Source organism: Paenibacillus sp. GCM10012306 (assembly GCF_042649265.1).
Classification (GTDB): Bacteria; Bacillota; Bacilli; order Paenibacillales; family Paenibacillaceae; genus Paenibacillus_AQ.
The window spans coordinates 203,880-217,402 of the sequence record NZ_JBHRYW010000009.1; the positions used below are offsets into that span (position 1 = coordinate 203,880).

Genomic DNA, 13,523 nt, shown 5'->3' on the forward strand with positions numbered 1-13,523 from the left:
TTCGTATTATTTAGCTTTCAGGCAATAAAATCTCATTTTATTGATGGATTAATAGAGTATATGTTATATAATCTAACATTAATTTATGGAATCACTCTTAACTAAGCGTTCATTTGGTTAATGACAAGTAAGTTGATGTCACCTTTTCGAATGAAATAAAACATAAATAGGCTAAGATAGATCAGTGATGATCATTATCTTAGCCTGTTTATATGGGTTCACCGTTTAATTTCTAAGGGTAGGAATTAGGCGATGGTGATTGATTAACAAGTTTAATCCGTCGATTATATCTGTCACGGTTATATCGCTAGACATTAACGTTACCGTTGCGCAGCCTTCTTTTCCAATGACTGCAATGGAGAGATCTGCTTCTCGAAACATTAGCTCATCATTCACACCGTTGCCCATAACAGCAACACCTTGATCGAGCTGGCTAATAAACTTTCGCTTTTCTTCCCGCTGATTATCTTTACCTATAACTTGCAGTTCTACAGGTAAATCTTCGCATTCTCTAGCCGCGCTACCATTACTATCAGCAGTTAATACATGGATTTTAATTAATGATTGTAGTTCTACAAGCTTCTCTTTAACATTCGGTAGAATCAGCCCGTGGTGTTAATTGTAGCACCAAAAGAATATTGAATACTATCTATAACCCACGCGACGCCATATCATAATTGGATTGATTAGGTTAGGGTTCCCGCTGAACACTTACTACTTTTGGTTGATCTGAGTACAAGTTAGTGAAGGTGATGATATAGGAGTGGTAGGGCGGGTTATGCGCTCCCTCAAAGGTCGTAACTTTTAAAGTTGCTTCCCAGTAATACTGGCCTTGCTCTAATCTTTTAACCTCAACCACTTGATCAACCACGAACTGTCTTTCATCGTTGTATTGGGCAAGGACGGCGCCGATTGGTTTGAATAAAGTAGAGACGAACGCGTCCTTCACAACATCGCAAGGCAACTGAGCACTTTCTTGAGGTCTATTTATTGATCCTGATGCAAGCACGTCTGTCGGAATGAATGCAGTAAGGAAGAAAACGAGAAGAACAGTTACCCATCTTTTCTGTAGCATGTTATACCTCCTTTTACAGAGTTACTCTGCTCTCGTGCTCTTAGGATTATCCAAATCTGCTGGGCATGATATTTTTGCGCATGAACTGAAACTGTAGTGTTAAAGAATTGATTGCCACGAATTAATAAATATTGTAAATTGCTTGGGTGAGGTACAAGTAATGAAATGGGGGAGTCAAAATATGAGTATTGAATTCAAGAAAGTTAGTGATTTTAATCGAGGAATACTCTTTGAATTATTGACAGATGCGTATTCTTTTGATGGCAGATATAAACAGAGTTCTAATTCTGATTGGCGAGATTTTGAAAACTTTTTCTTTGACAATTTGGAAATTGCAGATAAGTATGGGTTTATCACAACATTAAACGATGAGGCCATCGGATTTGTTTTTTTGGATCCAAGAAACATGCCTGAGTATGCGGAAATTGGCCATAACTGCATTTCTTCAAAATACAAAAGCAAGGGGTATGGCAAAATACAGCTTCAAGAAGCGGTCGATAGAATCACTCAAAATGAGGTGAGGAAAATCATTGTATCCACAAATGATGACCTGATCCCTGCGCAAAGAATGTATGAGAGTGTTGGGTTTACGATATATCAAAAAAGGAAGAATCAAACCATTGCAGATGGTGTTGGTGAACGTATCGATTATGTATATCATACTAAAAGCATGAGAACAGCAAGATGATACATTACGGCGTGAAGAGAAGCAACTAACGGTTTCATAGGAGAGCGTAGAACATGGAAATGAAAAGTGAAAAAGGAGATGTGCTGGCAATCATAAATATCGACTCCTTTCAGGAGGAGCATGATGTTGATAACGTTATTCGGTCATTAAAACCTGGCATGGGTAAGGGGATATATATAGCTAATGAGAAGAAGATCACTCAGTAAACAAATTATGAAGTTGTACAATTGCTTAAAAGTCTCAATGAATTAAAGGCAAAAGTGCCTTTATTGGAGCCTGTATTTCCTAGAAATGCAGAGTTTATGGATATTCATGTCTACTAAGAAATACGTGTTTAAGGTTGCAGGAGATGATCCAACGCTATATTCTTCGCAGGAGGAAGAATGATTTAAACGCTTTTAAAAAATAACTTACCATTTTCCGAACCATCCCGCCATAATCGACACTATTGAGATGAAAGGCAGGTGAAGCGCGATGCTAGATATGAACGCCACGTCCATTCAACGTGATTACTTGGAGAAACTCTACTATTTCGCGCTGAAGAAGACAGGAAGCAAACACGAAGCGGAAGATTTGGCACAGGACATTGCATCACAGGCGCTACTTAGCCTCGCGAATGGAAGTTGTCCAGACGACCTAAGCCGGTGGATTTGGACGATTGCGCGAAATCGCTATGCGCATTGGGCTAAAGATAAGAAACGGCGAAGCGGTACGGTCTTAAGCGAAGTGCAGATTGCCATTTTGCCTGACGGGCAAGCGACAGCGGAAGATCAGCTGTTGCTCCGAGAGAATCTTGCCTTATTGCGCCGTGAGTTATCACTTCTGGCATCCGGCTACCGCGAAATGGTTGTGGCCTATTACTTCGAAGGTGTACGTCTCGCAGACATTGCCAAGAGGCTAAGCCTACCTGAAGGGACGGTTAAACGCAAGCTTCACGAATGCCGAAAGAACATGCGGGAGGGAATCGAAATGGCAAGGGAAGTCGGTTTACGAAGCTTTAAGGCAGAGGACATAAGCTTTAGCAAGAGCGGTTTGGACGGTAAGGACGGTTTACCTTGGCAACTAATTCAGCGGCTCATTCCGAAGAACATTCTGCTAGCGTCTTACCGGAATCCGCTGAACTTGGAGGAACTCTGCCTCGAGCTCGGGATCTCAATGCCATACATGGAGGAAGAGGTCAAACTACTCGTGGACGGCACGCTGCTAAAGGAAGTCAAGAAGGATCATTTCGAAACGGATTTTATTATTGTGGATAGGGAGATGCAGCGTGATATTTTCCTTAGGATGGAAGAGACATCAGTGAGATTCGCGCCACTGTTGATTGAACTGCTGGATGCTGCGCTACCGGAGTTGGAGAAGGTACTAGGAAAGCGTTGGGAGCGCAGCTTTATTATGTGGACACTCATCCCTATGGCGGTAGACTTTTTGGCGCGGGATGTACTGAGGGGGAACGCCGTTCCCAACGAGTATACGAAGCGCCCGCACGACGGCCAGTGGGATATCGTTGGGTGTGAAGTTTATGACTACCCGTACAGTATTAGGCAAGGACAAAACGGTACGGGGAACGAACGAGACTCAATGTGTTTCTATAAGATTGGCATGCATGACCTGTGGGATCGGGCAGGTGAGATGTCTTCCTATGAGTTCAGTGTCCTGGCATCCGTGATTCGGGCTAACCGGAAGTTGTCTGAACTTGGCTCGGTCGAACAGGAAGTTATGCGCAAACTTGAAATTCGTTGCTTTGTAGATCTTCAAGAAGAAGTTTTTGTGCCGAACTTTCCCGTGTTCAAGCAAGAACAATTCACACAGTTCAGTCACCTTGTCAGCTTACCACTTTACACACAGTTGCAAGTGGCCATGGATGTCTTCTACAAGTCCGTTTACGCCGTAATCGGACACGACGTGCCAGCCAGACTGAACGAGCAACTGAAGTTCGTATCTGGCGAATTCCTTTTCAACATGCGCATGATGAGCCTACGGCATGCTCTAGATCAGGGGCACATCAATTTGCCGGAGGATCCGAAGAAGAGCACGATTGCCATGTATATGATGCTCGACTAGAACAAGAAAGGTTCTTGGCGTTCTTTCAGACGTAAGAACCTTTTTCCGCTTTATTGGGTTTCGAAGAAGAGCTATCTCGCAAAGGATAGCCCTAAAACTTGTGCTGAAGGAAAAACAAGTACCTCTTCTAAATTGGCTACTAGACACGGGGCTTATCACATCCCCGAAATCAATGCTTGGTGGAAAGAGCGACCTAATCCTGATTATAAAGAATGGTGGTTTGAACGACAGGTGGACCGATGGAGAATAGCCTTGGAAAACAGGTATAACCATTAGCATCACGCAAGGCATGCTGTCCAACCAGCTTTGTGAGCTGGAGCAGGACGGACTCATTGTCCGCCGGGTGTATCAGGAAATCCCGCCCAAAGTGGAATACACCATTTCTGAGCACGGAAAAACACTTCATTCGGTGCTCAATGATATGTGTGATTGGGGATTTTATCATATCGAACATAGCAAGAACGTAAAGGAGCAGAACGAGATCTCAGGTCCTGATGATGCACAGATGAAAGTCCAGCGGGGCTGATAGCCATATTTCTAATTTCGACAGTTAGTGGTTGTTCAACGGATGCAATTAAGGAAATTCGTATTTATGAGATGAATAGTTTTGCGGAGACGAATCAGGATTCATTGAAAGTAATTACCGACTCCGCTAAAGAAATCAATCAAGTGATTGGTAAGCTATATGCGGAGAATCAGGCATACTGAAGGTTCTTATTTCTTTTTAAGCTTTGATCGCACAATTACCTGAATGAACATGGCAATGATGACAAGAATAATATTGTAATAGAACGGAGCTGTAATATTGATTTTTTCAATAAGTACACCAGCGATAAGTGGCGAGATAATGGCCCCCAATTCTGATAAAGAAGCCAAATTCCCCATAAATACGCTTCGTTGTCTTTCTGGAATAACGTCTCCAATATGTGAAAAAAATGAATCGAGATAACTCGCTCCACCCACTCCGCCGATAAGCATTCCTAAATAAACGACCCATTTTTCGTTAAAGAATAAAAAGAAGATAATTTCTACGATGATTAACAATAGTCCTATAATACATAGCAGTAATCTGTCTTTAAGAATGTCGGATAGCTTACCGATGAGGGGAGCAGATAAGAACGTAGCTATTCCGACGATGGCAAAGGCAAGACTAATGTCAAAGGTGTCCCAACCCAACTTATACTTTGCGTATACGGAGAAATAGGTTAAAAAAATCGCGTATGCACTCATCTCAATGAAATGAACACTCGAATATAAAAAGAGCTGTCCGGTTAATTTTTTCGCTGGCTCTTCTCCTTCTGTACCTTCGTTGTGTAGGTGAGTGTAGTCTTTAGGGAAAACGATTCTAGATACAGCGATTAGAGAAATGAAAGCGAGGAATGCCACTACATAGAATGGAACCGAGAGCGAGAAATACAAAACAATGACACCACTCATAACAGGGCCTAGGATCATTCCTGCCCCTTCACTACTGCTCATGTAGCCATTCAAGATCCCGCGGTTTTCACTAGTACTTAGATTGTTTATGGTAATTCTCACGAATACACTAAGCCCAATGGCTACCAAACCTTGGATAAGTCGCAGCACGGCAAGGAGCCAGAAACTCGTAGCTAATGGGAAGATAACCATACATATGATTTCTGCACACAGTAACCCTATCCCTATACGTTTAGCTCCAATTTGACTATAGAGCTTTCCCGTAATGCCTCCACCAAGAAATCTTCCTACATAAAAAAGCGAGAACAACACACTCACACTAAAAGCCGTAATTCCATACTGCTCTACATAAATTGCGAAGAGCGGAAGTATCATACTTCCGCTCATGTTAGCAATTAGACTTATAACAATCATACAAAGGATATTATGGCTCAACTGATGTTTCATTTAGAAGACACACTCCTCCCAAAAGATATTGAGCATCGGTTATAAGCCCCTTCACAAGCATAATATATCGTCCACCGAGCAAATATGCTTCTGATGATTCACGAGAACTGCTGGCGGTATTTCCGAGGCGACATTCCTTCGATTTTGGCAAAGCTGGAGCTGAAATACGGAACATGATTGAAGCCAACCTCTTCGGCGATGCGGGCCACCGGATAATCGGTCTGCATCAGGAGCAGCTTACTCTGTTGAATCCGGTAATGTAGCAAGTATTCCATCGGCGAGCAGCCGTATTCCTTACCCATGCAGCGTGCGATGTAGACGGGATGGAAATTCAGATGCTCTCCGAGCCGCTTCGCGGTAATGTCCTCACGGTAATGGGTGCGCAGATAGGAGGCAGTCTGTTCGGCGCATGATCTGGAGGGCGTGCTTCGCTCATTATTCAGGGAATCTGTCAGATGCTGAATGACCTCCTGGAACAAAAGCTGCTGCCGTAGCGGTGTAGCGCTCAGATGAGCACTGGGGCCGAGCTGAATGAGCTGGTCCAGCAGGCTTTGAACGGTCTGCGGTTGCCGCAGCGCAGCGTACTGGGGCAGGCTAAGCGTGAACGGACGGACCTCGAATAGCTGTGAATTCTGGAGCTCACTGCCCATGGGGCTACCACCCGGCAGAGGTGAGTACTCATCTGATACACTCCAGCATCCTGCCGTATGAAAGTGTAGCCAATAATACGTAGTCCGTTCTGTACAATCCATTGTGCCGAAATGATGGTTGCCCGGTCGAAGAATCAACATCTCCCCCGCCTTAACCTCAAAGCGCAACTCCTCTTCCCCCATGTACAGACAGCCGCTTTTCACGACTAATAGATCGAATGCACCAATGTGGTGGCGCCCGATATGGCGGTGGCCCGCTTCGAAATAATGCAGCCCGCTTACAATATAATGCAGCATCGGAGGGACGGTGAAATGTAGTATAGCCACCCGGACAACTCCTTTCGTTCAAGTTGGAATATTGAAAGTTTTGGTTGATTATTTGTACTTTAATCTGTTCGTTTTCCTCTATAATCATATACTAGTCACGGAGATAAATCATGTCAATGTAGACAGAACATCAGGGTTGGTATACTTGCAAGGAGGGTTTGTTTTGTGAAAAAGGATACTGGAGGATTTGGGCTGTGGATGCTAGCCTGGCCTATATTCCTGGAGATTTTTCTCCAGACTTTGCTGGGGACGGTGGATACGCTGATGGTCAGCCGGATCTCGGATGATGCGGTCGCGGTTGTCGGGATCTCGAACCAATTATTCAACGCATTAACTACATTATTTACGACATTTGCCGGAGGCGCGGGTATTCTGATCGCCCAGCGGATGGGTTCGAAAAAGATCAAAGAGGCGCGTACGCTGGCGATTATGGGCGTATCAGCGAGCTTGGTTATCGGTATAGTCGTTAGCATCCTGCTATTCTTCTTCGCTGCTCCGATTGGCGGGATATTGAATATTTCGGATAATCTTCGTCCGCTCTCTAATGTTTATATTGCGCATGTCGGCGGCGGTTTGTTCATGGTTGGCCTGATCGCTTCACTCGGAACGGCGATCCGCAATACTGGTAATACACGGGGACCGATGTATACCGGGATTATGGTCAATGTTGTTCATATTATTCTGAATTATCTGTTTATTTTCGGTGTGATGGGCATGCCGAAGCTAGGACTTGCGGGAGTGGCGATCTCCACGATCATAAGCCGGGCAATCGGGCTGCTTATGCTGTCCATGATGTTTAGACGCGCATTTGAAATTAGAATTAAGCTGAAGGATTTCCTCATTTTTGACCGGCGGCTGTTCAGAGAAATTCTGAAGATCGGTTGGCCGCTTGGTGTCAATTCATCTTGCTGGGTCTTCTCACAGCTGATCGTCTACTCGTTCCTGGCTGTGCTTGGCTCAGAAGCTTTGGCTGCGCGCACCTACCTGAACACACTGGAATCTTACTGCTTCACCTTGGGGTACGCTGTCGCCTTGGCCGGACAGATTCAAATTGCCCATTTATACGGAGGAGGGAAGACGCGGGAAGCCTACAAACTGGCTTATCGCACTCTGTTCATCGGGCTTGCAGTTGTGATGGGGAACATGCTGCTGCTCTTCTTGTTCGGACGGAAGATACTGGGGCTGTTTACCACAGATCCGGGAATCCTCGCACTTGGTGTGTCGCTGCTGGCCATTAATCTGATTCTGCAGCCGTCCAAAATGCTCAACATGGGCATGGGCAACGCCCTAAGTGCCATCGGTGATACCCGGTATATGATGTATACGTCCATTGCTTCTATGTCGCTGATCGGCGTTGGTTGCTCCTACGTCTTCGGGATTTGGGCCGGATGGGGGTTAATTGGAATTTACTGCTGCATGATTGCTGATGAATTAGTTAGAGGACTGTGCGTCCTGCTGCGCTGGCGCGGTCAGAAAGTGCTGCGGAAGGCCGAAGCCGACAGGCTTGAACCAGCCAGCGCTCCGCTGCCGGGGAAAGGTGCAACAACCTCATTTTCCACCTAAACAAGTAAAGGAGAGGGTCCGGTACGTGGACGCTCTCTTTTTTTATAAAAGCCCTTCATTGTACGATTCAAGTGGGGATTATCCCTGCTAGTTATTGTCGTCATTGAACCTTCGTCCGATTGGTATAAAAGGATTTTCTAGCACGTTCATGGAATAAATAGAGATCAATATTGCTAAGGGGTAAGATCAATGGAACATTACTTATTCAGCCAATCAGCTTATATACGAGCACAACTATTAAAGAGCGTGGAAGGACTGGACGAGAAAACGGCGTTACGTATTCCGCAGGGGTTCCGCAATCACATTCACTGGCATTTGGGACATGTATACACTTTGAACGAGCGCTTTGCTTTCAAAAGTATCGGGCTACCACTGCATTTACCTGAAGGATTTCCAGAGCTGTTCGAGAACGGCACATCGCCGCTTACCGCTCCTGCTTCTCTAGTGCTTCCGAGTCTCGAAGAACTGAAGATCCTTCTGCGGGAGCAGCCGCAGCGCATTCAGCGTAGTTTGGCAGATCGCCTTGAAGAACCTATCGTGCCGCCGTATACTACGTCGGGCGGAATGAAGCTAGGATCAGTAGAGGAATTCCTCAGCCTCAATCTATACCATGAAGGCCAGCATTTGACTGCTGTTAAAATGTACAAGACGCTGCTGGCGGCAACACCTTTTTAAGGCCCGTTACACGAAAGGAGTGAGAACAATGTAGTTCATAATCAGAAATATAGATCCTCGTGCAAGATCTCCACCTCTTTTTGCGAGGAACGGGAGATTTTCAATTTACTTTAGGAGGGTTTATATGATTAGCAACATTTGGACTGGCGATAAAGTTAGATTACGAGCGATTGTACCTACCGACTGGGACAAGTTCCACAATAATGATTTCGATTCTGAAAGTGCCAGACTTTGCGATATGATCTATTTTCCAAGATCAGAAGAAGGTACGAAGAGTTGGGCTGAGCATCAAGCGTCAAAAGGGCCAGAGGGTGATAGCATCATGCTAGCGATTGAAACGCTCGACGGCAATCTTGTAGGCAGTATTAATACGCATGGCTGTGATACGCGGCATGGGACTTTTAAGTATGGTGTAGCCGTTTTTCGAGAACACTGGCGTAAGGGTTATGCTTCTGAAGCAGTTACGATCCTGTTACGCTATTATTTCGAGGAGTTACGTTATCAGAAAGTGACCGCACATGTCTATGCTTTTAACGAAGGTTCGATTGCCCTCCAGGAGCGTCTTGGATTCGTACAAGAGGGCAGACTACGGAATATGATTTATTCCAAAGGACAACACTTCGATGAATATGTCTTTGGCTTAACGAAGGGCGAATTCGAAAGCTAAAAAGGTTAAGGGAACAGAGTGGCTGCCGATTTAATGGTAGCCATTTGTTCCTCTTTTTTGTGGGTATGAACGGGGATTTAATTCTATCATCCAAAGGAGTGAATAAATCTCTCTTCCACTTCTTGTAAATGAGCCGTCAATCCGTTATGCTATCAATAGAACGATCGTTCAAAAGGGATGAGAACAATGAAGCGGCATTATGATAGTGATCAGACAAGGAAGATCATTGCGGAGAAAGCGGCGCAACTTTTTTCGCAAAAGGGCTTTGCAGGAACATCAATTTCGGATATTTCCAAGGAATCGGGTTTTAGCAAAGGGCATGTATATTACCATTTTGAGAATAAGGAAAAGCTGTTCATTACTATAGCTCAAGATGCTATGCGGGTGTGGGGTGACAAATGGGACGCTCTCTCGCCAAACTATCCGACGGCAACAGAAAAATTGTATGCAGTAGCCATCTTTGTGCTAGATAATTACAAAACCCCGCTGCTCAAGGTCCATCAGGAATTAATGGGGAATCCGGCTTCATCGCCGGAAATGGCCAAGCAACTATACGATCTGGTATCAACACCTATGCGCGCGTACGAGGCTATTTTCCAATATGGAGTCGAAAGCAATGAATTTGTTATCGAGGATGTACAGACTGCAACATTTCTGTTCGGGAATTGGTTAGGCGCATTATGCCAGCATATCTATACGATGGACTATGACATGTTGCGGGGGATGTTTCAACAAAGCGTCACCATCTTTCTAAAGGGGATTCTGAAATCATAAGAATTCTCTCTGTTAAGAATAGAACGATTGTACTAATGTTTTTAACTACATTCATTAGGAGTGTGATGGTCGTGAACGCTTTGAACCAAGTAGCGATTGTAACGGGTGGTGCTTCGGGTATTGGGAAGGCGATTGCTAATCAATTAGCGAGTAACCATGTATTCGTCGTCATTGCTGATATTGATGAGCAGGGCGGTAAACAGGTGGTTAGTGGGATTGAACAAGAGGGTGGTCATGCACAATTTTTAAAATTGGATGTTACGGATGCCAATCAGATTGAGGCGATGGTGCACAGTGTATATGGGGAACATGGGAGACTGGATTATATGTTTAATAATGCGGGGATCGCAATGTATGGGGAACTGTACGATATGTCACGAGAGCATTGGGAGAGAATCGTAAACGTTAATCTCTGGAGCGTGATCCATGGCACTCAAGCAGCGTATTCCCTAATGAAAAAGCAAGGCTTCGATCACATCGCCAATACCGCCTCTGTGGCAGGACTAGGACCTTCGCCAACGGCTGCGGCTTATGCGACAACCAAGCATGCTATCGTAGGCTTGACGACATCTCTCCACTATGAGGCGGAAACGTTCGGTGTAAAGGTAAGCACATTATGTCCAACATTCGTAAATACGTCCATTTTTTCAACGGCTGAAGGAATCAACATCGACAAAGTGAAAATGAATGAGCAAATGAAGAAAAGAAAAATGATGAGTCCCGAGCAATTTGCACGTATCGCTTTAAGAGGACTTGAACGAAATGAGCCTTTAATCTGTCCAATGCCTTTTCGGCGGATGAGCGATATTTTCTTTATTCTTTTTCCGGGCATTCACCGCAAGCTCATTCGTTTCTTCTGTAATGAAGCTCGTAAAGCAAACATACACACAATCCATTAATCTAAGCGTATGTTGGAAAAAATGACGAAAAGCCGCGCCGGAAGAAATCCCGATGTGGCTTTTGGACATAGTACCTTATGGGGTGAACCACACGCATGTAGCTGCCTATGGCTTGCTTGTAGAGTTACAAGAATGGGTGCGGATGCCACGCCAACCGCTTACATCGCATTGGCCAAATTCATTATCACCCACAGCAACCATCGTGCCGTCTGATTTAAGCCCAAGGGTATGAGCGCAACCTGCCGCAATCGCCACAATATCGCACCAACTGCTTACATCACATTGGCCATATTGATTAGCACCGACAGCCGACACCGTACCGTCTGATTTAAGCCCAATGGTATGATAACTACCCGCCGCTATCGCCACAATACCATGCCAGTCGCTTACATTGCATTGGCCATGCTTGTTCAATCCCACAGCAGCCACCGTGCCGTCCGATTTAAGCCCGAGGGTATGAAGGTAACCCGCAGCTGTCGCCACTATGTCATGCCATCCGCTTACATTGCATTGGTCATACCGATTATTACCGACAGCTGTCACCGTACCGTCTGATTTAAGCCCGACAGTATGCCAGTCACCCGCTGCAACCGCAACAATATCATACCAGCCACTAACATTGCATTGACCTTCATGATTTCGACCTACAGCGACCACCGTGCCATCCGATTTAAGTCCGACGGAACGACGCCAACCTGCTGCAACCGCTACAATATCGTGCCAGTCACTTACATTGCATTGGTCATGCTTATTCCAACCCACAGCAACCACTGTGCCGTGTGCAATAAGACCGATTGTATGAGCATTACCCGTGTTCGTCGCCATATGGACATTACCCGCCGCAACCGCCACAATATCGCGCCAGCCGCTCACATTGCATTGACCATATTTATTATCACCGACAGCAATCGCCGTACCGTCCGACCTAAGTCCAACGGAATGACGGCGACCCGCCGCAATTACAACGTTCATCCATTTCACTCCATTTCCTTTTCGCATGCGCGATCATCTGGCGAGGGAATTCACCCCATGAGACAATGGCTATTGTTCCATTCGGCTGAGCCAATTGTAACGGAACATCGCTAACATGTAAAAAGAAAACCGCCTTCGTAACAGGCGAAATATTGAGGTATCGAATGCATTTGTTATTCGACAGGTATTAAAAGCTCGACCTTCTCCTCATCTGTTTCTTCGATATAAAAAATCTCAATAGAACAAGCTTCGCTTAGCTGCTTATGCCCACTCTTTTGCATCCAATCAAATACATAACCGTACCCATCTTGGATTGTTTTATTGGTACAAGTAACCTTTGCATAAGTATGACCAGGAAGTTTAAAGCTCACCATGTCTTCTGGAATATCATTACCTTCAGGCACTTCATAACAAGCAAAATATGTAGCACTAATGTATTTCTGGCGTGTATGTAAAGTTTATTTAAGATGTTCACGACCTATATCCCAGGCATTTCCAATGCTATGATTTCATTATCAGATGCGCAGCTGATGGCCTAATAAATAGAGTACGAGAGGGGAAATTATAAGATGAGTAAAGATAATATTATTAAGTCGATACTTTCGGAAAAAGTAAGCATGACACCAGCCGGGTTCATTGCCGATCAATTAAGTCCGGAGCAGTTCGCAGAACATTATGAGTTGTTTTTTGACAAGATTTTCGATATTAGCTCATCCGATATTTCAAGCGTAGAGGGCTATGGGGAATTCGACGAGGAATGCAAAGTGGCCTACGGAACCTGCAGAGATTTCCTGATCGATAACTTTGCAGATGACCGTGAGGGGTATTGGCTGAATTGGAAAGAGTTGTTCGAAACGACTGTGTTAGAACGAGAATTTTTTGACAAGTACTTCAAAGAAATGGAGAAGCGGATTTCTTATTGTGAAGGCCAGCGGTTTTTGGTCAATAATAATACGTTTTTTGAAAATATGATTACAGATGGGCAGACCACGGTGGGATTTCCTGACTGGAGCTACTCCGGCATTTGCGATTTCCTTTTGGATTTTGCCATTATGGATTTGAATAAGCCATACTTAAGAATTCCAGAATTGTTGGCCGAGTATAGTAAGAAAAGAGGAATCGTTATCCCGAATTACAAGGAAAGATTCCTGTGTATGGCGTATTATAAAGGAATCGATGTCTTGCGCTGGCATGCATCTATTGATGACACGGGATCCTGCAGCTCAATTGTGAAGTCGATCAGTGAATTGAAAGACCGAATGGATGCTATATCTATATAGATGGTGAT

14 protein-coding genes and 1 pseudogene are annotated in these 13,523 nt (G+C 44.7%); 10 read left to right on the plus strand and 5 right to left on the minus strand.

Translation table 11 applies throughout. The annotated features are described in order from the left end of the window. Window positions 1-691: 691 nt before the first annotated feature. On the minus strand, window positions 692-1,075 hold the full coding sequence (locus ACFORK_RS20035) for a DUF3888 domain-containing protein (RefSeq protein WP_379202225.1): 384 nt from the start codon (window positions 1,073-1,075) through the stop codon (window positions 692-694). Window positions 1,076-1,256: 181 nt separating this feature from the next. Between ACFORK_RS20035 and ACFORK_RS20040 the strand changes: the two genes are divergently transcribed. The 4 genes and pseudogenes from ACFORK_RS20040 to ACFORK_RS20055 form a co-directional block, all read left to right on the plus strand. Further along, window positions 1,257-1,763 (plus strand): GNAT family N-acetyltransferase, encoded by a 507-nt coding sequence (locus ACFORK_RS20040; protein WP_379202227.1) that lies wholly within the window; start codon window positions 1,257-1,259, stop codon window positions 1,761-1,763. Window positions 1,764-1,816: 53 nt separating this feature from the next. Then, complete coding sequence (locus tag ACFORK_RS20045; protein WP_379202229.1) at window positions 1,817-1,969, plus strand: hypothetical protein; 153 nt, start codon at window positions 1,817-1,819, stop codon at window positions 1,967-1,969. A gap of 268 nt (window positions 1,970-2,237) precedes the next feature. Further along, window positions 2,238-3,824, plus strand: a complete 1,587-nt coding sequence (locus ACFORK_RS20050) for an RNA polymerase sigma factor (protein WP_379202231.1) — start codon at window positions 2,238-2,240, stop codon at window positions 3,822-3,824. A 274-nt stretch (window positions 3,825-4,098) separates the two neighbouring features. Next, window positions 4,099-4,350 (plus strand): annotated as a pseudogene (locus ACFORK_RS20055) (winged helix-turn-helix transcriptional regulator); the annotation flags it as partial. 188 nt (window positions 4,351-4,538) lie between these two features. Here the strand turns inward: ACFORK_RS20055 and ACFORK_RS20060 are convergent. Together ACFORK_RS20060 and ACFORK_RS20065 are read right to left on the minus strand one after the other, a co-directional pair. Then, complete coding sequence (locus ACFORK_RS20060; RefSeq protein ID WP_379202233.1) at window positions 4,539-5,708, minus strand: MFS transporter; 1,170 nt, start codon at window positions 5,706-5,708, stop codon at window positions 4,539-4,541. Window positions 5,709-5,806: 98 nt separating this feature from the next. Continuing rightward, on the minus strand, window positions 5,807-6,685 hold the full coding sequence (locus tag ACFORK_RS20065) for an AraC family transcriptional regulator (protein WP_379202236.1): 879 nt from the start codon (window positions 6,683-6,685) through the stop codon (window positions 5,807-5,809). A 165-nt stretch (window positions 6,686-6,850) separates the two neighbouring features. Between ACFORK_RS20065 and ACFORK_RS20070 the strand changes: the two genes are divergently transcribed. The 5 genes from ACFORK_RS20070 to ACFORK_RS20090 all read left to right on the plus strand — a co-directional run bounded on the left by ACFORK_RS20070 (window position 6,851) and on the right by ACFORK_RS20090 (window position 11,263). Continuing rightward, window positions 6,851-8,248, plus strand: coding sequence for an MATE family efflux transporter (locus ACFORK_RS20070; RefSeq protein ID WP_379202238.1), 1,398 nt, complete (start codon window positions 6,851-6,853; stop codon window positions 8,246-8,248). 189 nt (window positions 8,249-8,437) lie between these two features. Then, complete coding sequence (locus ACFORK_RS20075; protein ID WP_379202240.1) at window positions 8,438-8,923, plus strand: DinB family protein; 486 nt, start codon at window positions 8,438-8,440, stop codon at window positions 8,921-8,923. Window positions 8,924-9,047: 124 nt separating this feature from the next. Beyond that, a complete protein-coding gene (locus ACFORK_RS20080; RefSeq protein ID WP_379202242.1) occupies window positions 9,048-9,590 on the plus strand; it encodes a GNAT family N-acetyltransferase in 543 nt (180 codons plus the stop codon). A gap of 186 nt (window positions 9,591-9,776) precedes the next feature. Then, on the plus strand, window positions 9,777-10,364 hold the full coding sequence (locus ACFORK_RS20085) for a TetR family transcriptional regulator C-terminal domain-containing protein (RefSeq protein ID WP_379202245.1): 588 nt from the start codon (window positions 9,777-9,779) through the stop codon (window positions 10,362-10,364). A gap of 71 nt (window positions 10,365-10,435) precedes the next feature. After that, window positions 10,436-11,263: an SDR family NAD(P)-dependent oxidoreductase gene (locus tag ACFORK_RS20090; protein WP_379202247.1), complete on the plus strand. Its 828-nt coding sequence runs from the start codon at window positions 10,436-10,438 to the stop codon at window positions 11,261-11,263. A 105-nt stretch (window positions 11,264-11,368) separates the two neighbouring features. Here ACFORK_RS20090 and ACFORK_RS20095 read toward each other — a convergent pair whose 3' ends face one another. Both ACFORK_RS20095 and ACFORK_RS20100 read right to left on the minus strand, forming a co-directional pair. Continuing rightward, window positions 11,369-12,235 (minus strand): RCC1 domain-containing protein, encoded by an 867-nt coding sequence (locus tag ACFORK_RS20095; RefSeq protein WP_379202249.1) that lies wholly within the window; start codon window positions 12,233-12,235, stop codon window positions 11,369-11,371. 173 nt (window positions 12,236-12,408) lie between these two features. After that, on the minus strand, window positions 12,409-12,669 hold the full coding sequence (locus ACFORK_RS20100; protein ID WP_379202429.1) for a GyrI-like domain-containing protein: 261 nt from the start codon (window positions 12,667-12,669) through the stop codon (window positions 12,409-12,411). A gap of 135 nt (window positions 12,670-12,804) precedes the next feature. On the opposite strand from ACFORK_RS20100, the gene ACFORK_RS20105 reads away from it, so the two are divergent. Then, window positions 12,805-13,515, plus strand: a complete 711-nt coding sequence (locus ACFORK_RS20105; RefSeq protein WP_379202251.1) for a hypothetical protein — start codon at window positions 12,805-12,807, stop codon at window positions 13,513-13,515. Window positions 13,516-13,523: the final 8 nt, after the last annotated feature.